Origin of the sequence: Myxococcus sp. CA040A, from assembly GCF_013336725.1 — a bacterium.
In the GTDB taxonomy this organism is placed as follows: Bacteria; Myxococcota; Myxococcia; order Myxococcales; family Myxococcaceae; genus Myxococcus; species Myxococcus llanfairpwllgwyngyllgogerychwyrndrobwllllantysiliogogogochensis.
Map to the genome: position 1 here is coordinate 50,281 of NZ_JABUMR010000011.1, position 20,919 is coordinate 71,199.

At 69.2% G+C, this 20,919-nt stretch carries 15 protein-coding genes and 1 pseudogene; 6 read left to right on the top strand and 10 right to left on the bottom strand.

Annotated elements, in window-relative coordinates; genetic code table 11:
• Positions 1–127 precede the first annotated feature (127 nt).
• Positions 128–2,134, top strand: a complete 2,007-nt coding sequence (locus tag HUA75_RS38750; protein ID WP_174489316.1) for a hypothetical protein — start codon at positions 128–130, stop codon at positions 2,132–2,134.
• 76 nt (positions 2,135–2,210) lie between these two features.
• On the opposite strand, the gene HUA75_RS38755 is transcribed toward HUA75_RS38750, so the two are convergent.
• From HUA75_RS38755 to HUA75_RS38770, 4 genes are all read right to left on the bottom strand, one after another.
• Positions 2,211–3,140, bottom strand: a complete 930-nt coding sequence (locus tag HUA75_RS38755; RefSeq protein WP_174478006.1) for a PD40 domain-containing protein — start codon at positions 3,138–3,140, stop codon at positions 2,211–2,213.
• Positions 3,141–3,286: 146 nt separating this feature from the next.
• Positions 3,287–4,099 carry a LytTR family DNA-binding domain-containing protein gene (locus HUA75_RS38760; protein ID WP_141643816.1) on the bottom strand — a complete coding sequence of 271 codons (813 nt, stop codon included), beginning with the start codon at positions 4,097–4,099 and terminating at the stop codon, positions 3,287–3,289.
• Positions 4,096–5,187, bottom strand: a complete 1,092-nt coding sequence (locus tag HUA75_RS38765) for a sensor histidine kinase (RefSeq protein WP_371746297.1) — start codon at positions 5,185–5,187, stop codon at positions 4,096–4,098. Before HUA75_RS38765 ends, HUA75_RS38760 begins: the two co-directional genes overlap by 4 nt.
• Positions 5,188–5,311: 124 nt before the next feature.
• Positions 5,312–6,706 (bottom strand): HEAT repeat domain-containing protein, encoded by a 1,395-nt coding sequence (locus HUA75_RS38770; RefSeq protein ID WP_174489318.1) that lies wholly within the window; start codon positions 6,704–6,706, stop codon positions 5,312–5,314.
• Positions 6,707–6,782: 76 nt separating this feature from the next.
• Here HUA75_RS38770 and HUA75_RS38775 point away from each other — a divergent pair, with 76 nt between their 5' ends.
• A complete protein-coding gene (locus HUA75_RS38775; RefSeq protein WP_174489319.1) occupies positions 6,783–7,049 on the top strand; it encodes a hypothetical protein in 267 nt (88 codons plus the stop codon).
• A gap of 25 nt (positions 7,050–7,074) precedes the next feature.
• Here HUA75_RS38775 and HUA75_RS38780 read toward each other — a convergent pair whose 3' ends face one another.
• Complete coding sequence (locus HUA75_RS38780) at positions 7,075–8,733, bottom strand: M14 family metallopeptidase (RefSeq protein WP_174489320.1); 1,659 nt, start codon at positions 8,731–8,733, stop codon at positions 7,075–7,077.
• 170 nt (positions 8,734–8,903) lie between these two features.
• On the opposite strand from HUA75_RS38780, the gene HUA75_RS38785 reads away from it, so the two are divergent.
• On the top strand, positions 8,904–9,362 hold the full coding sequence (locus HUA75_RS38785) for a YaiI/YqxD family protein (RefSeq protein WP_141643811.1): 459 nt from the start codon (positions 8,904–8,906) through the stop codon (positions 9,360–9,362).
• 29 nt (positions 9,363–9,391) lie between these two features.
• Here HUA75_RS38785 and HUA75_RS38790 read toward each other — a convergent pair whose 3' ends face one another.
• Positions 9,392–10,843, bottom strand: coding sequence for a glycoside hydrolase family 6 protein (locus HUA75_RS38790; RefSeq protein ID WP_174489321.1), 1,452 nt, complete (start codon positions 10,841–10,843; stop codon positions 9,392–9,394).
• A 306-nt stretch (positions 10,844–11,149) separates the two neighbouring features.
• Positions 11,150–12,472, bottom strand: coding sequence for a sigma 54-interacting transcriptional regulator (locus HUA75_RS38795; protein WP_254628004.1), 1,323 nt, complete (start codon positions 12,470–12,472; stop codon positions 11,150–11,152).
• Positions 12,473–12,708: 236 nt separating this feature from the next.
• Between HUA75_RS38795 and HUA75_RS38800 the strand changes: the two genes are divergently transcribed.
• Positions 12,709–14,052, top strand: a complete 1,344-nt coding sequence (locus HUA75_RS38800; RefSeq protein WP_174489323.1) for an ADYC domain-containing protein — start codon at positions 12,709–12,711, stop codon at positions 14,050–14,052.
• A gap of 108 nt (positions 14,053–14,160) precedes the next feature.
• Here HUA75_RS38800 and HUA75_RS38805 read toward each other — a convergent pair whose 3' ends face one another.
• Positions 14,161–14,829: a hypothetical protein gene (locus HUA75_RS38805; RefSeq protein WP_174489324.1), complete on the bottom strand. Its 669-nt coding sequence runs from the start codon at positions 14,827–14,829 to the stop codon at positions 14,161–14,163.
• Positions 14,830–15,101: 272 nt separating this feature from the next.
• Here HUA75_RS38805 and HUA75_RS38810 point away from each other — a divergent pair.
• Positions 15,102–15,314, top strand: a pseudogene (locus HUA75_RS38810) (integrase core domain-containing protein); the annotation flags it as partial.
• 84 nt (positions 15,315–15,398) lie between these two features.
• Here HUA75_RS38810 and HUA75_RS47620 read toward each other — a convergent pair.
• Together HUA75_RS47620 and HUA75_RS38820 are read right to left on the bottom strand one after the other, a co-directional pair.
• Positions 15,399–15,713, bottom strand: a complete 315-nt coding sequence (locus HUA75_RS47620) for a hypothetical protein (protein ID WP_141643806.1) — start codon at positions 15,711–15,713, stop codon at positions 15,399–15,401.
• A gap of 17 nt (positions 15,714–15,730) precedes the next feature.
• Positions 15,731–19,030, bottom strand: coding sequence for a serine/threonine-protein kinase (locus HUA75_RS38820; protein WP_174489325.1), 3,300 nt, complete (start codon positions 19,028–19,030; stop codon positions 15,731–15,733).
• Between the two features lie 116 nt (positions 19,031–19,146).
• Between HUA75_RS38820 and HUA75_RS38825 the strand changes: the two genes are divergently transcribed.
• A complete protein-coding gene (locus HUA75_RS38825) occupies positions 19,147–20,910 on the top strand; it encodes a HEAT repeat domain-containing protein (RefSeq protein WP_174489326.1) in 1,764 nt (587 codons plus the stop codon).
• Positions 20,911–20,919: the final 9 nt, after the last annotated feature.

A 20,919-nucleotide genomic window follows, 5' to 3' on the forward strand; every position in this document is an offset into this window, starting at 1 on the left:
TCGGAGACGGACGTCAGGGGCCACACCCACGACTCGGAAGGCAGGATGTGCCCAGGGCGCCGAGGACACCGGCCCCTCGCGGCGGAAGGACTCGCCACGTCTGTCTCTGGAGTTGGGGGGTCATTCAATGAAGACGTCTCTTCGCGCCGCGTTCGTCGGCACGAGCATCCACCTCGTCATCCTGGGAGCAGTCCTCGCGGCCTGCGATGGACCCGGTGAGTCGCCACCCCAGGAGCCGCGGACAATGGCCCCCCAGGCCGTCCAGCGTGCGTACCAGGACTATTACAGCGTGGCCCTCGCGCCGGGCGGTCCCACGGGCAGCAGTCAGCTCAGCCGGGGCACCGTCTTCGTCCCCATCCTCCAGCCCGTCACCCATGCGCCGCTCCTGGGTCTGGATGGCACGCCTCTTCGCTACACGTGCGGCGTCACGTTCATCTCCCCACGCAGGGCCATCACCGCCGCGCACTGCCTGGACGACGTCAGCGTCTGGGACCCCGCGAACCAGGCGCTCGAGGTCCGCATGTATGACCCGATGATTGACGCGGAGGTGAACTGGGAGGCCACGGCGGAGAGCCTGTCGGGCACCTTTCCCGGCTTCCACCGGACGCCGCTCGGCGGGGGCTACAGCACGTCGTCCTATTCGTGTCGGGTGATTGCCCGCTGCGGCGACTCGTTCGGCAACTACCAGTGCCCCGCATCGTTCCCCCGGGCCGACACCGCGTTGCTCGACTGCGGCGCCGAGAGCCCCGGCTGTCGTTACGACTACCTGGACGTCGCCGAGTCGGAGGGCCTGGGCGTCCCCGTGTCCATGGCGTGGGCCCACGAGGTCTACTCGATTCCGGAGGACCGGAGCACCGAGCTCTGGCAGCGCTACACGCGCTACATCGACTACGAGCCCGCGCAGAACTACCACTACTACGGGGTGAATCAGCTGCTGCCCCTGCTCTCCAGTCCCTGGAGCAATCCGTCCCGGCCCCGCGTCTCCCTGGGCCTCTCCGGCTTCGGCACCGACGCGCGGCTCACGGAGCTGCATGGCTGCCATGGCTCGTCCGGCTCCGGAATCACGCAGCTCAACGAGCACCTGGGCACCCAGGAGCTGCTCGGGCCCGTCGCGGTCTGGGCCCACTGGGTGTTCCCCGCGCACGACTACGACTTCCTCTGTGAAGACCCCGCGCGCACCGCGCGGCTCCCGGGCGACGCCGGGCTGGGCTATGCCCGGCTGGCCTTCACCCGGAAGCTCGTCGAGTCGAGGAGCCCGGACGATGTCTGCGACACCCTGGTGCCGGGCCTGTTTCCCAATCCCCTGCTCTGGTTGACGCACGACGTGTGGCTCCTGCGCCGGGGCGCGCTGGGCACACAACCCTTTCCCAAGCCCTGGCCGTGCACCGCCTCCTCGTGCTCCGCCTGGGAGCGATTGCGCTTTCCCAATGAGCCCCTGGTGCCCCTGGCGCGGGGAGAGTCCCTCACGCTGCCCTCGACGGAGGTCATCGCGGGAATGACCTATCGCGTGTCGGTGCGCGTCCGGGCCCTGGAGAGCACTCCGGCGACTGTCACGCTCTCGCTCGGGACTCAGTCCCTCCTGAGCAACGCGAGTCCCGTCGCGCTCCCGGGCGAGGCCGCGGGGCTCATCGCCACCACCTTCGTGCCGCTGTCCGGCGCGGCGCAGCCCTTGCGGCTCGCCCCAGGCGAGGACTCGGGGGCCTTCGCCGTGACGGAGGTCGTCGTCGTCGCGGACCCGCTGGCCAACGGCTTCGAGTATCGCTCGCGGCGCGTGGGCATGGGCATCCTCGAGCCTGGCGCTCGCACGCCCGTCCCGGCGACCTGGACGCGACTCCCTCCCTCGCGCTTCGCGGCCCTCCTGCGTGGGGGCCAGCGGTTCGTCGTGACACGACAGGCTTTCGTGTCGGGCCGCGCATGGACGGTCGAATTCGACACGTCACGCGACACGGTGGGAGTGTCCTGCGGCTTCATCACCGCTGACGGGCGGGAGCTGCGCACGCGCTGCAACGCGGTGCGTGGACGCGTCCGCACCCACTTCCAGCTCGGCGCGGCACAGCCCGTGGCCTTCTTCGTCGACCTGCCGGCCGGACAGCCCGACCTCATCCTGGACAACCTCCGCCTTGTGACCCGCTGAGCGGCGAGCCGGAAGCCACATCGCGCCTCCGCCCGGAGTCAGACCCCTGGCTCCGGGTGGAAGCCGCGTTGGGCGCTCAGTCGCGCACGTCGCACGAGCCGGCATCGGAGAGGAGCCGGCCGACCTGGACGTGGAAGAGGTCGCTGGGGAGGAACGGCTCATACTGGTGCCGCACGAAGTAGAGCGTGCGGTGGTCCGGCGAGAGCGTCGGATGGTACTCGTCCAGCGCGGTGTTCACCGTCGGCCCCAGGTTGCGGGCCGGCTGCCAGCCGCGCCACGTGCGCGTGGCCACGTAGAGGTCGCCGTAGCCGTAACCCTCCGGACGACCGATGGAGGCGAACAACAGCGTGTCGCCGTCCGGCAGGACGTTCGGGTTGAACTCCCACAGCTCGGTGTTGACGGCGGGGCCCACATTCTCCGCGGGCCCGTAGCTGCCATCCGCGCGGAGCTTCGAGCGCCACACGTCCCAGCCGCCGAAGCCGCCCTCACGGTCCGAGCCGAAGTACAGCGTGCCGTCCTCGTCCACGCTGGGGTACAGCTCGTCACCGAGGCTGTGCACCGCGGCCCCCAGGTGACTCGGCTCGCTCCAGCCGCCGTCCCTGCGTCGCTCGACGACCCACATCTCCACATCCTCGCGCGGCGCGCCGTTGACGGGACGGATGGAGGAGAAGAACAGCCGACGTCCATCCGGCGAGACGAACGGGTCGATGTCCGAATACACGCCCGAGAACGACGCGGGGCGGGGCTCCGTCCATCGGCCGTGGCGCAGCTCGGAGAAGACGATGGTGGCCTGGCGCGTCTCGGGGAAGAAGCCGGGGCTCACGCCCCAGAAGGCCGTGCGCCCGTCCGGAGTGAAGGCGATGCGCCACTCCTCCTGGCCCGGAAGGGAGACGAACCCCGGGGCGAACACCTCGGGAGCGCGAGGCGCGGAGGCCGAAGCGGACATGGCGGCGCACAGCACCAGCGCCGCGAGCACCACGGGGATGCGACGGAATGACGATGACATGACGGATTCCTCTCGAGATGTGGCGGGAGGAAGTGACGTCGTTCCCGCCATGGCCCAAGAGGTACGCGCGTTGCCCGCCGCTGTCCGGGAAGCGGGGATGAAGCGAGAGGGACGCGGGACGGACGGGAGCCCCTCGGGGACGCGCCTCAGCGCGCTCCGTCCGAACCTGGACCCAGTCCGAGCGCGGACTCCACGCGAGCGCGATGGCTGCGCCCGGTGCGCACGGCGGTGCCGCCAGGGCCCAGCACCAACAGGTATTCGCCCTGGGACAGGGGCTCCATCTCCCGCACCTGGTCCAGATTGACGAGCACGGAGCGATGCACGCGGAGGAAGCGACGTGGGTCCAGCCGCTCCTCCAGATGCGTCAGCGTCTCTCGCAGGACGTGCTGCTCGCCCCCGACGTGGACGCGGACGTAGTTGGCCTCGGACTCCACGTGGGTGATGGTGGAGCAGTCGACGAAGCGGATGCGCCCGTCGACCTTGATGGGCAGCCTGCGCAGAGGGGCCTCCGCCATCGCGAGGCCCGACAGCAGGGCCTCCTGGCGCGCCACGGCCTCGCTGCGCCGCACGAGGCGCACCTGCTCGCGTGCCCGGACCAGCGCGGCCCGAAAGCGCTCCTTGTCATAGGGCTTGAGCAGGAAGTCCAACGCCTGCGCCTCGAACGCACGCACGGCGTGCTGCTGCCACGCGGTGACGAAGACGACCACGGGGAGCGACTCCGGAGGCAGCGCGCGGAGGACCTCGAAGCCGTCACCCGCGGGCATCTCGACATCCAGCAGCAGCACGTCCGGCGACGTGTGGAGCACCGCGCGCACCGCCTCCGCGCCGCTGGTCGCCTCGGCCACCACTTCGACGTTCTGCTCCGCCGCCAGCAGTGCGCGCAGCCGGGAGCGCGCCAGCGGCTCATCGTCCGCGAGCGCCACGCGAAGCAGCGTCGACTCCACCGGTTCCACGCTCATGCCGCCACCCGAGCCCCCTCGGGCCCCGCGTCGAGCGGCACGCGCAATTCCACCACCGCGCCCCGGGGCGTCCCCTGCCGCAGCTCCAGCCCCGCCCTGCCCCCGTAGAGGGTCGCCAGTCGCGCTCGCAGGTTGGACAGGCCCACGCCTCCACCGCGAGGCGGGCCTCCCACGGGCGGCCCCATGCCGTCGTCCCGCACGAACAGCCGCAGCACATCCCCCTCCCGCTCGGCGGAGATTTCAATCCGCCCCGGCTCCGCGCGCGGCGCCAGTCCGTGACGGATGGCGTTCTCCACCAGGGGCTGCAACGCCAGGTAGGGCACCCGTGCATCCAGGACGTCCGGAGCCAGCCGCCACGACACCTCCAGGCGGGGCCCGAAGCGAATCTGTTCGATGTCCAGATAGGGAGCCAGCGCCGCCTGCTCCTCACGCAGCGTCACCTCCTGTCGCGCATGGGACTCCAGGCTCTGGCGCAGCAGGTCGCCCAGTCGCGCCAGCATGCGCTCCGCGGCATCCGGGTCCGCGTGGACCAGCGAGGCCACGGCGTTGAGCGCGTTGAACAGGAAGTGTGGCCGGAGCTGCGAGGCGAGCGCCTGGAGCCGAGCCTCCGCCAGTTGGGCCTGGAGCTGGTCCGCGCGACGCTGACGCACATGCGCCCGGCGCGCGAGGCCCAGGGCGTGGGCGCCCGCCGTCAGCAGCACGAAGGGCAGCAGGTTGTTGACGACGCTCTGGGCCAGCACGTCGAGCACGCGGGGCTCGCGCTCGTACCAGCCGATGAGGTCCTGGGTGAGCACGACGAAGGTCGCCCTGCCGAACACCACCAGCAGCAGGGCCACCAGATGGAAGCCCAGGGCGGAAGGCAGGCGCCCGCGCGCCAGGGGGACTCGCTCCGACAGGCGCAGACACATCACGGTGATGGGCACCCACAACAGGGAGCTGGCCAGGGACATGCGCCACAGCGCGCCCCCGGCGACCTCCGCCTCGCCGATGCGCTGGAGGAGCTGGACCTGGCTCACGGAGATGAGCGCGTCCGCGAGCCACCAACCCAGGGCGCCTGGCCACACGGCCCAGGATGGCAGGGGCGCCACCTCACCAGCCCGGGGTCTCGCCGTCTCCTCTTCGCGCATGACGGGCAAGGGTAGCGGGCCCCGGGGATGGCTTCCACGAGGCCTGGGACAAACCGCTCGCGGACAGGGACGAACGGAGCGTCGCTCAGCCGCCCTGGCTCGACAGCCACTGCCGCCACTGCTCGGGACGCTCGAACTTCTCACCGGAGAGCAGTTGGAGCACCAGCACCGCGGGCTCGCGATTGATGGGCTGCTGGTAGGCCGACATGTCCACGAGCAGCGTGCCGACCTTCTGGAGCACCTCCGCGCGGCGGGCCTTCAGCTCGTCGGGCGAGAGCTTCTGGAGCACCATCTCCAGCAGGTAGGTGCCCTTGTTCCGGTCCGACACGTCCGGCATCGTCATCGCCTCGAAGACCTTGGACAGGTCGACGACGGGCCGGTCCAGGCCCTGCTGGAAGGCCAGCACCGAGCGGACGACGTTGTTGCGCACGCCGGAGTCCGGGTCCTTGAAGAAGGGCAGGAGCCACCCGATGACCTGCTCCGGCGTGCCGGCATAACCCAGCACATAGGGGACCGCCGAGCGACGGTTCGCATCGGCGTCCTCGCGCAGCATGCGCAGCAGCGCCTCCCGAGCGGCGGGGGCCTTCTCGACGAAGCGCGGCTCGTAGGGGGCGAGCTCAGGGTGACCGAACCCGAACGAGCAGTGGGCGACGCGACAGGACGGAGGCTGGTCGGTGTTCAGCGCGCCGGCGCGCATAAGGCGCACCACCTTGTCTTCGTACTCCAGCCAGTGCGCGATGAGCCCCTCCGGGTCCTCCACGTGTCCGGTGGGTGCGGGGAGGAAGCTCAGGCGGTGCGAATCCTCGGCATCCACCAGGTCCACGCTGGCGAAGGCCTGCCCCTTCAATTCCTCCGCGAAGAACGCGATGACGCCCACGTGGGTGTAGGCGAGGTTGAAGCGCTGACGCAGCGCCTCCTCCCGCTTCTTCATGAGATGGCGGCTGCGGACGATGGGCTTGCCCACCTCCAGGCCGAGCATCTTGATGACCTCGGCCGCGGTGGCGCGACGCGAGCGCGACACGTCGATGGTCGCGAGCACGGGGATGGGCATGGGTGGGGTGCCCGCCTTGTCCAGGTTGGCCTGGACACCCGCCACCACCTCCGCCCAGCCCGGCAGCGCGTGGAGCGAGGCCAGCTCGGGGTCGAACTGGAGCTGATCCACGGAGAGGAAACCACTGTCGGCCGCGCGCTTCAGGAAGGCCATCGCGTCCTCAGTGCGCCCTCCGAGAGAAGCGCAGCCAGCGGCGGAGTAGTACTCCTCCGCGCGCAGGCCAGGGTCCGTCAGGGCCTCCGCGGACTGGCGCCGCAAATCGGCGCAGGTGGCGAAGTCCTCGGCGTCGTAGGCCTTTTCCGCGCGCAGGGACAACTCCTGCGAGGTCATCGCGCCCACGGTGGACACCACGTCCTGGGGCTTCCCGGACGAATGCGCGCAGCCCAGGCCCAACATCAACCACAGACTCAGTCCGACGGACTTCCTCATGAGCGCCTCCCCTTCGAAACCCCGCACTGTGGCGCGACAGTGGCCCCGGGTTCAATGTCTCACGGAACGCCCTGTCTTGAGCCCCAACCCCTGCCGACATACCGCAAACAGTTGCAACTCAACAGCGCCTGTCATCTGGAGGCACCAGGGACATATCCAGCCACACGGCCCCAACAGCCCCTACTGGAGCGTCGGGACGACGTCGCGCGAGGAGACGTGCGTCTTCAAGCTCTCCACCACCGGTACCTACTACAGCAAGCACGTCCGGTTCCGCGTGACGGATGCGACGGGCGTCACCTCCGCGCCCGCGGAGACCGGTCAGTTCTGCTGGAGCCCCAACTGAGCACGGGGCCCCAGCGCGCGCTCGTTCACTCCGCCTTCTTCGGAGCCGGGGCGGGGCTCACCACGCGGTGCACGGGGTAGAGCCCGCCCACCTCCAGCAGCGTGTCCAGGAACTGCCACCGGCAGAAGCCATCGTCCGAGTGCGGCTCCAGCAGGTACACGGCCAGCGTGCCCGCGCGCTGCGCCGTGGGCACGTAGAGCGTCCCCTGGGCGAACTCGCGCTTCGTCCGCTCGGGGGACACCGTCAGCACCGTCTCGAAGCGCACCGGCTTGGGCTTCAGGCTCAGCGGCACCTCGGCCTCGCCGGGCGCGGGCACGTTCGCCGCGACGTCGGGGCTGAAGGTCTCCTCCCGCCGGGCAATCCGGTAGCTGTCCACCAGGAAGTGGCGCGGCTTCGGGAGCACCTCGAACCGGATGCCCTGCCCCTCCAGCCGGGGCGCCAGCTCCGCGGGCACCAGGTACGCCTCCGGCGTGCTCACCGCCTGCGTCGGGATGAACGTGCGGTAGTGCGGCACGCGGTAGACGCGGCGCTTCTTCCCGGGGAAGCGATGCTCCGCGATGCTCTTCTCGTCGAACGCCTGGATGCGCGCCAGGTCCCCGTCCTTCGCATAGGCCGGGTAGTCGAACGTCAGCGCGCCCTGCGCGTCCCGGGTGGCGACGCCGTAGTTGATGCCCACCAGCGACTGGAGGTCCGGCGTCTTGCCGCGCGCGATGATGGCCGCCTGCTGGGCCTCCGTGACGGAAAGGAACGCCTTCGAGCTCCGGGCCGCCTCGCGGAACAGCTCCAACAGCCACGCGCGCGTCACGGCGCAGCGGCGCGGGAAGTCGATGTAGCTGTACGTCTCCAGCAACACGTCGAGCCGGCCGAGCAGCCCCCGGTAGTGACTGCCGAAGCGCGGCAGCGCCGGGTACGTGTGCCAACCCGAGGCGGGCACGTCCTCCTCGCGGTAGTTGCCGTACCAGAAGCTGTCGAACCCGTGGCGCTTGCTCACCGATTCGGAGACGCGCTCCAGCATCGCCCGGTTGTAGTCGCGCAGCTCCTGGAACAGCGGCTCGTTCGAGTGAGACGTGTCGAACGTCAGGTCGAAGGCGTGGATGCTGCCGTCCGTGGTGTGGCAGTCGATGAACAGCTCGGGCCACCACGTCTGGTGCAGCTTCGCCATGGCGCGCGTCTCCGGCGCCTCCTGCTTCGTGCTGTCACGGTTGAGATTCCACCCCTCGCCCGTGTAGCGCGTGCCCACGCCGCCCTCGGGGTTGACCTGCCCCTCCAGGCTCTTGAGGTTGAGCTTGCGGTTGTTGGGGCTGATGCGGTCATTGCCGTCCGGGTTGAAGTTGGGGACCAGGACCAGGCACAGCTTGTCGAGCAACTTCGCGCCCAGCTTCGTCAGCGTCAAATCCCGCGCGAGCGCGAGCAGCGCCTCCTTGCCCTCCACCTCGCCGGCGTGGATGTTGGCCTCCACCAGCACGACGACCTTCTTCTGCTTGCGCGCCAGCTCTGGCGTGAAGCAGTTGCGGTCGCTCACGACCATCGCCACCAGCGGCTGACCCTCGCCGCTGGTCCCGAAGTCCACCCGTCGGGCGAGCTTCGTGCGGCGGCAGAGTTCGTCGATGAAGGCGAGCACGTCGGAATGACGCGAGGTTTCGGCGTAATTCGAGGCTTCAGCACGGGTGAGCAGCTCGGACATGGGCGCGCATCCGAGCGCCGCGCTCCCGCGTCGTCAAGCACTTCGTCCACAACGCGGCACCGTTCACTCCGGGTCGCCGTCATCCAGTGAGCGCTCGTCGACGCACTGCACGGTCCACGCCGAATATTCCGGAGCACCGCGCCGTGAATCCACGCGAGGATGCGGGCCGCATGAAAATCTGGGTCGATGCCGATGCCTGTCCGGGCCCCGTCCGGGAAATCCTCTTGCGCGCCTCACAGCGCCTCAAGGTGCCCCTGGTGTTCGTGGCCAACCGGGCGATGAACCTGCCCCGCGCGGAGTTCGTCTCCACCGTGCAGGTGGGTGCGGGGCTCGACGTGGCGGACCAGCACATCGCCACGTCGGCCCAGCGCGGGGACCTGGCCGTCACCCAGGACATCCCGCTCGCGGCGCTGCTGGTGCCGCGAGGCGTGGTGACGTTGGACCCTCGTGGGGAGCTGTTCTCCGAGGAGAACATCGCCGAGCGACTCTCCGTGCGGAATTTCATGCAGGAGCTGCGGGAGAGCGGCGTCGTGACAGGCGGCCCGAGCGGCTTCAACGCCCAGGACCGCCAGCGCTTCGCCGCGGCGCTGGACCGCGAGCTGGCCCGGCTGCTCCCGAAGCGCGGCTGATTCGTCGCGCGCTCCGGGAGCCCCTGGGCTCAGGTCCCGTCGATGAGGCGGATGGCGATGTCGGGGCTGAACTGGCCCGCTGGAGTCGTGGGGGCGATGCCGCAGTTGCCGTCGGAGTCTCCAGGGACCTTCACCCACAGGAGCATCTCCGCGCCCCCGCCCACCTGTGACAGCACGCCCAGCTTGCGGCCCGCCGGGTTGCACCACTCGCCATTGTGGCCATTGCCGTTGCGGCTGGTGTCCACCACGAAGGGCTTCGTGTAGCCGTAGCGCGTATTGAGCGCGCCGTTCACCGCCGCCCCGTACGTGGTCGACTGGGCCGTGGTGTAGAAGTTCGACACGTTCAGCGCGAAGCCCCGGATGTTGCGGACGCCGGCGGACTCCAGCCGCTGCGCCATCGTGTCGGCGGCAATCCAGTTGGCGTTGCCACCGTCCAAGTAGGCCCACGTGTTCGGCGCACGGTCTCTCAGCTGCTCCGTCGCGTAGCGCAGGAGGCCGAGCCGCGTCTGTCGCTCCGCATCATTGGGCAGACAGTCGAGCTGGGCGACCGCGTCCGGCTCGATGATGACGATGGCCGGGCGGTTGCCCAGGCCGGTGGCGAAGGCGGAGATCCACGTGCGGTAGGCCTCGGGACTGCCCGCGCCTCCGCCGGAGTGACTGCCGCAGTCGCGTCCGGGAATGTTGTAGGCCACCAGCACCGGGAGCTTGTCCGCCGTGTCCGCGGCGGCGACGAAGCTGGACACCGCCGAGGCGATGTCTCCACTCCAGTTGCCGAACCAGCGCGCCCCCGCCTTGCTCGCGATGGACGACTGGATGCGCGCCGCGCGGGAGTCCCCACCGTTGTTGCGCACCCAGACGGCGGAGTTGGAGTTGGGGTCGACGTAGAAGCCGCTCGTCATCTCCACCGGCCCGGTGCCACCCCCGCCGTCCTCCGTGGTGAGGGAGATGTTGTCCAGGAAGGCCGAGAAGGCGCCCACGCCGCCCAGTTGGAACGTCACCTGCCCCGCCGTCGTGGCCAGGTTCGAGGTGAAGGGGAATGTGAAGGTGCGCGTGGTGCCATCCAGGGTGATGTATTGGTCCAGCGGCGCGGTGTACGGCGCGGCCCCCAACTGCACCGTCACCCGCACCCGCACGGTCGCCGACGCGGACGCCGTGAAGGACAGGGTGTACGCCCGGCCATTCACCAGGACGATGTTGTCCTGTCCCGAGGGTGCATCCCAGGGATTGGCGGGGGTCCCCGTGACGTTGATGCGCAGCTTCCCGTTCTCCACCACCGACTGGGAGTTGGCACCGCTCCACCACGGCGCCACCGTCCCGCCACTGAAGGTTCCATTGACGACCAGCTCCGTGAGCGGCGAGGACACCTGGCCCTCCGACTCCGGCTCGGGCGCGGGAGCTGACGGCGCGGCGGGGCCACACGCGGCCACCAGGGATGCACCCAACACGACGGCTACCCAACCCACATGTCGACGCAGTTGCACGAAACGATTCCTCCTGCCCGCTTCCGGATGACAGGGAATGACGTCCGGCCTGGCGCGGGACCTTGGCGCGACGGTGAAAGTCCTTCTTCGCCGCGTCGCGGCATACTGGCAGGTTTTCCCTGTTTTACCAGCTCAAATACACACAAGCCCTGGCGGACGACTGCAATGGCAAAATTGAAAAGGAGCTTGAAACAGCGTCGTCCATCCGGATTGTAGACATCCACGCCCGGCGGCGACGCCAGGAGATACCGGACACTCCGTCATGCGGGCTCACACACGGGGCGCGCGCATCCGGGAGAACGCGGCTCACTCGGGCTCGGAGGACTCCGCGCCGTCGAGGCCATGCCGGCGCAGCAGCCGTCGAAGCTGGGTGCGGTGCAGACCGAGAGCGCGCGCCGTCGCGGAGACATTGCCTCCCTGCTGGCGCAGGGCCTCTTCAATCCGGGCCCGTTCCTGGACATCCCCCTGGGCGCGCTCCGTCGCATCCGCGCGAGGCTCCGGGCTGGCGCGCACGGTGACGCTTCCGGGGCCAAAGGCTGTTCCCGCGCTCGGGCTCAGGTGTCGAGCCTCCACCCGGGTGGCGCCCTGAAGCAGCGCGGCCTGGACGGCGCTGCGCAGCTCCACCAGGAGTTCGCGGATGTTTCCCGGCCAGGGCCGCAGGAGACACTGCTCCACCAGGGAGACGTGGAGCCCAAGCCCCGGCGCCACCCGCTCCGCTTGGCGTTGGAGCAGCAGGGGCAGTTCCTCGGGGCGCTGGCGCAGCGGAGGCACCACCACCTCGGGCCGGCCCATGCGGAAGTACAGGTCCTCGCGCAGCCCGCCCCGGGCCACCAGGGCGCGCAGGTCCTTGTTGCTCGCGGAGCACAGGTGCAGGTCCACCGTCTTCGGCCGGGAGGCGCCCAGGGGCAGCACCTCGCGTGTTTCCAGCGCGCGCAGCAGCTTGGCCTGGACGGCCAGGTCCAGCTCCACCACTTCATCGAGGAACAGCGTGCCGCCATCCGCGGCCTGCAGGTATCCCTGGGCGTCTGCCTCCGCGCCGGAGTACGCGCCGCGCCGGACACCGAAGAGGAGCCGCTCCGCGATGCCCTCGGGAATGGCCGCGCAGTTGACGGCGACGAAGGGGCCCTCGCGCCGGGGACCGTGTTGGTGGAAGGCGCGCGCCATGCCTTCCTTGCCGGAGCCGCTCTCTCCATGGATGTGGAGCGAAAAGCCCAGCTCCGCGGCGCGAGTCACCTCCGCGAGCAGCCTCTGGCCACCGGGCCCCCGCACGAAGCCGTCCACCAGTCCGACGCCGTGTTCTTCCAGGGGCCGCACGTCGACGCTCGGCACGAAGAGGGAGTCTCCCATCCGGAGCACGGCGCGCACCTCGCGAGGCGCGCCGGGCGCGAGCGGCTCTCCATCCACCCAGGTTCCGTTCTGGCTTCCCAGGTCGACGGCCCAGAAGTGCTTCCCGTCGAAGCGGACCTGGGCATGGCGCCGCGACATCCTCGGGTCCTGGACGTCGCCGAGTTGGGGACCTCGCCCCAGCTCCAGCCCCTCCAGCGGGAGCCGGAGCGCCACCGCCAGCGCCGCCCCTCCGCCGAACAGGCGCACCAGCCCGGGAACGCGCGCCGCGTCCGAGACCTCCATCCCTCGTCCATCACCACTCGGCCGGAGCGTCGACCCATCGTGTTCCATGCCGGGTCATCATACGCGCCGGGCGGTGGCACACGGCACGGTGCCGGCGCTTGTGCCATTTCCGGAGCGACTCGGGCGCCTGGCGAGGACGTGCTCCCGACGGCGACGGGAATGTCAGGGGCGCGTTCAACCGTGGCACGGCGCTCGCTATGGGGCGCACGCATCACGAGGCACCAGGGGACACCACCATGAGGAACATGACTGACGACATCGCGGCGCCCGTGCGGGGAGCCCACCGGACCACCAGCCCCATCCTGCTGGCGACACTGGCGCTCCTCGGCGCGAGCGCCTGCCTCAAGCCCCTCCAGCTCCCGCCGTCACCTTCGGACCCGAACCCCCGGCAGCCCGACGTGGGCGACAAGTACGTGACGGACTCGGAGACGCAGTTGCCCGTCACACCTTGCAAGGGAAAGGACTGCCCGCCCCTGGAGCCCACGGCCCAACCGCTGGCGCCGCTGGAGTGTCCGACGGGGCAGTGCATCCCGGACAACTCGAACGGCCAGGGCATCTACATCGTCGAGGGCAGCGACTTCTGCTTCACCCAGGGGACGGAGTTCCGGTTCTGCCCGGAGGCCTTCGTCAACCGCGCGCCCGGGGACGTGGTGCTCAAGGGGAGGGACCGCCTCATGGGCACGCTCTTCTACACCGCGACGCTCCGGGGGGTATTGCCGGGCCAGCTCGGTCGCACGCCGCAGGGCGCTCCCGCGAGCTTCGTTGCGATTCACAGCGTGCAGGGCAACGGGGACCAGCTCGTCGTCAATTACTGTCAGTCGCGCATGAAGTGCAGCAAGCCAGAGGACATCCAGACGCTCCAGGGGTCGGCGCTCGCGGGCTTCACGTTCGACGTGCTCTTCCGGAACGTGCCGGATGAGGAGACGTTCTTCGAGCTCCAGCTCGTCCCGCTGGGAACCGACCAACTCCTCCCGCCGTTCCAGCTTCAGAAGTATGAGGTGCGACACCGGTTGAGAGACCCCAATGGCAATCATCCGGCCTGGACGAATCCGTGCGGCGGGTCCGCGCGGGGCCGGGTGGGCATCCTCCCGGGGCGGGTGGTGGATGACATGAATGCCGCCGTCACCGCCGACGCCAACGTCACGACGCTTGGTTGCGAGTCCGGCGCCATCGTCACGTGCCTGGATTGGGGTTACAGCCCCTGGAATCCCCAGACAGGGGTGTCGGACCCGAATCGGGAATATGTCTATGGCTCCTGTCTCCAGGCGAAGCGCGCGGCGTACTTCGTGGGCAAGGGCGACCTCAAGAGCTACACGCTGACGGGCACTCGCATCGTCAAACGGGATGAGTATGGGTTTGGGCGAGACGCGGAGGGTGGCATCGAGCGCACCGACTTCCTGGAGGCCCTCTGGAGTCCCGAGGGCGCGGTCTGCCTCAATCCCGAGCACCGGCGTCACCCGGAGATTCCCCTGCATCCGGAGCATGGCCCCCGAATCGAGCGCTGCGAGGCACCGTCGGGGCAGCGCATCCTGTGGCGGGACAACGGCAAGCTCGCGACGGGCCTCCCACCGCGACACTAGGGCGTGCCCAGCAGGTCAGGGCCAAGGCGGAGTGTAACCACGTCCAGGTGCCCCAAGGACGTCAGCAGGCCTCGAATCTCCTCCTCCAGCAGCAGGCGGGCTCTTTGTTCAGGGGCCGGGCGACGCGGCGACCACCAGGAAGGCGATATCGCAATAGGGACAGACGCGCTTGTCTCCGGGACTTGATTCGCCGAGGTCCTGTGGAGCGTTGCACGAAGGGCAGCGGTGCTCGAGGCGCCGAGTTGAGACAGTGACGTTTTCTGATGAAGCGGATGCATCTGCGCTCACGTTGCCGAGGGAAACAGCGCTCGACAGGAGGCCGGCGGAAGTCCGCCCCGGGGTGAAGGAGGAAACAACGTAAGCCCCCTTCTGGGGTTCGAAGACTCGGTTGATTTCACCGGCGGCGATGAGCTTCAGGATGAATTGTTCAGCCTTCTCTTCCGACACCTGACAGAAGATGGCCACGTCCTTGACGGTGACATCCCCCTTGTTGCGGATGAAGTCAGCCAGCTCAGCCATGGGGTCACGGCGCTCCACGGTCGGCGTTACCCAGTGAGCGGGCTCGCGCTCTTCTTGGGACGAACGCCCCTTCTTCCACAGAAATTGGCCGAGCAGGAAGGGGAGTACGACCATCACCCCCCACAGGGCGGCAACCATTTTGGCCGGCTCCTGTATTTTCCCGTGCGCGTGGGCGACGAGCAGGGCGATTACCCAACAGGCTGACCAGAGCTTGAGTGCACCCCCAAACAGCACCGCTAGACAGCCGAAGCCCTTCACCAGCCCCCTCCTCTCTTCGTGGCGACATCCGACAGAAAGGGCGTCACGGCTGCAGGCGGCTGCGGTAGTGGACGACTGTCAAAGGCTGGGGACGCATTGACGGCGGAGGCGTTCATGAGGATTTGGTGACGGTAGAAAGAGCTGAATATTTGATACCTAGCATCCAGGTGAGCCAGACGGAAGAGGAGCCTCCTCTCATCGATAACTGCAATGGCGCGGGTCATCCTGGTTCTCTGGTTGCTGCTCACACCCGGGTACTGCTTCTGTTCGAAAGCCCCGAGGGCAGCGGCTGCGCCGAGCGCTTCATTCGCACCCTCAAGGAGCGCCTGCTCTGGGTGCGCATCTTCTCCCCCGTGGAGTACCTCCGGACGGCCCTGCTGGAGTGGGCCCACCGATACAACGAGCACCGGCTGCTGGAGCGCCACAACTTCCTCTCGCCGAGTCAGGCCCGGCGAGCGCTGCCGCAGCTGAAACAAGCGGCCTGATTACGACCGCCTGGGTGTCTCGACAATCCGGTGCGGTACAGGTCCACCGTGTCCGCGTTGCGCTCGCTCACCAGGAGGATGCGGCTATATCCCGATCAGCCCTGGCACCGGCACCGGGGTGGAGCGCTTGCTCGTGATGCCATCCCCCACCTCGCCGAATGCGTTGTAGCCCCAGCCCCACGCAGTGCCGTCCGAGCGCAGCGCCAGCGAATGGGAATCGCCAGCGGCGATACGGGCTTGAGCCTGAGCCCCCGACAGAGCAGCGACTGTCGAAACCTGCGCTCCTGGCGCGCCGGTGGGCTGTCCACAGCCGACCCATGGAAACAATCCCAGCCAGAGCGCTGCTGGCCTTCGGAACCGTCGCCCTGTTTTGTCTTTCATTCCGTTACCCATATCCATGTGCAATGATGTCAGGGTCACCGCTGACGGGGCTTCACGCCTCGCTGGGTGTCGAGCAACCGTTCACCGCCGGGTGCCTGGAGGTGGATGACTCCTGGATGTTCTACGGGGGCCGGCCACTTTGCAGGTCCTGCGACGGGGACGTGGACCATGGCGTCCAGGCCTCGGATCAGTTCGATGTACTCACGACGAAGCAAGGGGTTGTGTTCCAGGGCTCGCGCGAGCGCGGCTTTCGCCTGACGGACACCTTCCTCCTGCGTGGAGCCCACCCGCGCCTCCATGAACAACAATCCGGCACGCAGCGCATGTGCCTGCGCCTGATCCGGGTCGAGCCGCATCGCCAGCTCCACCTGTCTCAAGCCCTCGGACAGCGCGACTCTCGCCTCCGCGAGGGGCTGCGCCTCAGCCAGCTTCCACGAAGCCCGCGCGAGCGACACATGGGCCTCGAGATACGGATAGAGCGCCACGGCGCGACGGGCCTCGGCACGGGCTCGCAGGAGCGTCTCCACCGCGCGCCTCCCCTGCCGCCGGGCCCACTCCGCGCCCATCAACTCCAGACTCGAGCCCACGACGCGACAATCCGCGCAGCGCGCGTCCACACGCAACGCCTCTTCCAGCGCCCGGCGCCCATCCGCCAGCGGAGTCTCGGGAGACTTCCCGTCACGCACCGCCTGGGTCGCCAACAACAAGTGCGCCGACGCGACATGGAAGTGGGTGCGTCCCGCCGTCGCATTGATGCTCAGCGAGCGGGCGAGTGCATCGAGCGCCCGGGTCAACGTGGGACTCGCGTCACCTCCCACGTCGATGAGGTGCGAGGCGCGGGTCAGCTCCGCCAGCGCCACCTCGTTCAGCGCGGAGTAGAAGCGTCCATCCAGCGCGAGCGCGCCCTGCCCCGCCTCCAGGGCCCGCTCCACGTCCGGTCCCGGGTCCTCGCCTCGCGACAGCGCATACGTCGCCAGCGCGTTGTGCAGCTCCGCCAGATTCGAGTGCGCGAAGAGGTACCGGGGGTCCGTGCGCAGCGCGAGCCGCAGGTGCTTCCCCGCAGCCTCATATTCGGGGCGCGGATCCAGGCCGTGCTCGCGCTGATGATTGCCCTTCCACCGGTGCACGAGCGCCAGGTCATTGTGTCCCCAGGGGTAGGCCGGCTCCAGCTCCAGTGCCCGGGTGAGCTGGGCCATGGACTCGTCCCACGACGCCCCGGGGTCTCCGCCCTCGCGCGCGACTTGAAGCCCCCGCAGGAAGAGACTGAAGCCCAGCGTGTCGTACGCCAGGACCTCCCGGGGTTCGAGCTCGATGGCTCGCGAGGCGGACGCAATGGCTTCTCCCAGGAGCCGCTTCGGCTCCTCGTTCCCATCCAGGGGATTCGCCGCGCGATAGGCATTCATCAAGACCAGCGCCCGCTTCGTGTGCGCGGACGCGCGCATGGGCGATGCGACGAGCGCCCGCTCACTCGCCTCCAGCGCCAGCGACAACGAGTCCTTGCGCGAGCGGCCCTGCTTCCGGTCCAGGTCCGCCTGCTGGAGCCAGACCTCCGCGAGCGATTCGTGCCCCCGTGCATCGCTGCGCCCCAACTCCAGCGCCCGCTCATAGCGACGCGCTGCATCCAGGAAGTCCGCGCGCGCGGCTTCGTAATCCCCACGCCCCAGCCGCTCCATGGCCCGCGCATGAGCCACGTCCGCCGCGAGCATCCGAGGCTCCAACATCCACGGAGTCTCGGCCGCCGCCCCCGACGCGGCGGCCTCCGCCCCAGCCAGGTCCTGGCGATAGAACGCCATCCATCCCGCCAGCAGCCGTGGCGACTCCCCCGCCGCGCCCTGCCCTCGCTCCAGCGCGCGCAGGGCGGGAGCGAGGAGGTCCACTTCCAGGGTCCGCGCGTGCTCGGCCACCCACTCGGGCCCGCCCCGGCGTCGCGCCGTCTCCATCGCCAGGAGGTACAAGCCGCCCAGCGTCTTCCCCAACGCCAGATTCAGCTCGGGAGAATCCAGCCCCAGCCCCGCCGCGCGAGTCAGCTCCTCGCGGGCCTGTTCCAGCTCGCCCATCGCCAGATGGCCACGGCCTCGTGCGTAATGCACCAGCGACTCGCCATGCGCCCCCAGCGCGTGCGGTGTCGAGGTGAGCTGGACCATCCGCTCCCGCACGAGCCGCTCTTCCGGACGCGTGTCATGCAGCGGCGCCATCAAGGCCGCGCGCATCAGCCACTCCACGTCCTTCACCTGCTGCCCCAGGTGCTCCGCCAGACGGGCGCGTCCCTCGGCCTGACTCCACGAGCGCACACCCAGGACGGAGACGACCAGCACACTCAGCAGGGAGACGGCGGAGACGACGACGAGCGCGCGGTGCTTGCCCGCCCACCGCCGTCCTCGTGCGACGAGCCCCGGTCTTCGCGCGAGGATGGGCTCACCGTCCCTGTACCGGTCCAGGTCCTCCGCCAGCGCGCGCGCCGAGGCATACCGTCGCGCCGGGTCCTTGTTCAGACACGTCAGGACGATGGTCTCCAGGTCGCCCGCCACCTCCGGCACGCGCAGTCGAGGAGCAACCACGTCCTCGTGCAACACCTGATGCAGCGTGCCCACGGAGGTGGTGTCGCGGAACGGCGGCACCCCCGTCAGCAGCTCGTACAGCGTGGCGCCCAGGCCATAGACATCCGTGCGCCGGTCCACGCTGGCGCGGTCTCCGCGCGCCTGCTCGGGAGCCATGTACGACGGCGTGCCCAGCACCGCCCCTGTCTTCGTGAGCCCCTGCTCCAGGTCCGCATCGTGGGCCAGCCCGAAGTCCGTCACCACCGGGTACCAGCGCCGCTCCTCCTGCCGTTCCACCAGGATGTTGGAGGGCTTGAGGTCGCGGTGGATGACGCCCAGCCGATGCGCCTCGTGCATCGCCGAGGCGACCTCCCGCATCACCTGGACCTTCTCGCCCAGCGACATGTCGGGCGCCACGCGGTCCAGCCGGGTGCCGTCCACGAGCTGCATCGCGATGAAGTCCCGCGCGCCGACACGGCCCACCTCGTACACGCGGCAGACGTGAGGATGGACGATGCGCGCCTGCGCGCGGGCTTCCTGGAGGAAGCGCATGACGCGGTCCGGGTCCGCCTCCCGCACGAACTTGAGCGCCACGAAGCGACCCAACCTCCGGTCCCTCGCCTTGTAGACCTCCCCCATCCCCCCGCGCCCCAGCAGCTCCAGCGAGTCGAAGCGCTCGCCCATCGCCACCTCCGCCACGCCCAGGTCTGGAGCGCGCGCGTCCTCCGGCGCCTCGCTGCCATCCATCGTGGGCCCGTCGTCCCCTTCCCGGCGCCCCGCGTCTCCCCGTTCCGACATGGCGCCATGCTAGCCGCCCCACGAGGTCCCCGGACCAGCCCCGCCCCGTTCCCGATTCGTGTGTCACGGCACAGGTGTAGGCTGTCCACCCATCCGCGCGTCCCGGAGGCCTGGAATTGAGCTTCGCCTTCATCATCGCCTTCACCACCACCCTGGCGCTGGGCTCCGCGCCGCCGCCCGACGCTCGCGAGCCGCTCACGGACCTCCTGGATCGCTTCCAGGACGTCGCGCATGACGATTCGAAAACGGACGACGAAGTAGAAGATTCGGGAATCCAGAAGGAACGACAAGCCATGGCGACGGCCATTCAGGCCCATGGCGCGGCCGCCATTCCCCCGCTGCTCGCCATGCTCGACAGCGACAAGGTGGGCGTGCGCGTGCTCGCGGGCTACACCCTGGGCGACATCGAGGGGCTCACCGAGCAGCACCTGGAGCCGCTCATCGAGGCGCAGCGTCAGGGCACGCCGTGGGTCGAGCGGGCCATCGGCCACATCGGAACGCCTCGAGCCCTGGCATTCCTCACGGAGGCCCTCGATGAATACCCCTCGAGACACAACCAGATCACCGGCGCCCTGGAAACGGCGGGAGGCAAAGGGGCCCTCGCACTCACGGAGTCACTGCGCGCTCCCAAGCCTCGGAAACCCGCGTACGTCGACGTCGCCTGCGAGCTGCTGCGTGAAATGAAGGACAAGGCGAGCCCCGCCATCGAGCCGCTCCTCGCGGTGATGGCGGAGGAGAAGACTCATCCCAAGAACCAGGTCCACGCGATACGACTGCTGGGATGCATCGGCTTTCTCGCCCAGCCCGCTGCCGACAGGCTCGAGCAGTTTCGTGAGAAGACGCCCCGGTTGAAGCGTGACATCGACCTGGCGCTCATCAGCATCCGCCCCGAGCTGACCGCGGCGCTCTTCGCCCAACAACTGCGCGTCGAGCCCACCATCCCGTTGCTGCGAGACCTCGCGAAGCTGCGTCAGGACGGGCGCGGAGCCGGCGGTGCACTCGTCGAGCTGCTGACCCACGAGAACTGGGAGATACGCGTCGCGGCGGTCCATGCCATGGGCTACCTCCAGTACACGGACGCAACCGACCTGCTCATCGCCCAGCTCAACGACGAGAAGGACTGGCGGATGGTCATCGTCTCGGTCGAGGCCCTCGGAAAGTTCAAGGCCCAGAAAGCCGTGGGGCCGCTCGAGCGCGTCGCGAAGGAGCACTGGTATCCCTTCGTACGCAAGGGAGCGCTCCAGGCCATCAAGGTCATCCGAGGCGAGGCCACGTACACCGAGGATCCGCACTTTCCCTCGGAGTTCCTCCACTACCGGTTCTCGGTCGACGACACGCCCAACCCGGTCGAGCCGCCCTTCGTCCCGGGGAGCGACGAGCTCTCCGAGAAGGACCTCAAGCCGCTGAAGTACCCCATGCAGGTGCGCACCCGGGCCGAGAAGGGTTGGCGCGTCCAGAACTTCCAGGCGGAGCCGGGCTGTGGCTTGCGCGTCGCGAACGGGCACCTCTTGGGCACCAACCGGGGAGAGTGGGGAGGCGAGCTGGTCCACCGGAGCGCGAAGCGCGCCACCTCGGTGCTGCTGAAGGAGAACACGCGGTCCATCCACCGCATCGGTGAAACCCTCGTCGCCGTCACGGGACTGGCCCACCTCTCCAGCCATCGCGGAATGCTGTACCGGATCGTCCCCAAGGGTGACTCCTACGTCGCCGAGCCCTGGAGGGCGCTGCCCGGCTCGCCCAAGGTCGCAGGGACGATGGAAGACGGCCGGCTGTTCATCTCCTGTGCGGGCGGCGACGTCATCGTCACACCCGACGGCACCCTGGAGATGTCCACCCGGGAGAGTCGGCGCGCCAGGCCCGTGAAGCCCTCCGCGCCGTGACACGCGCGC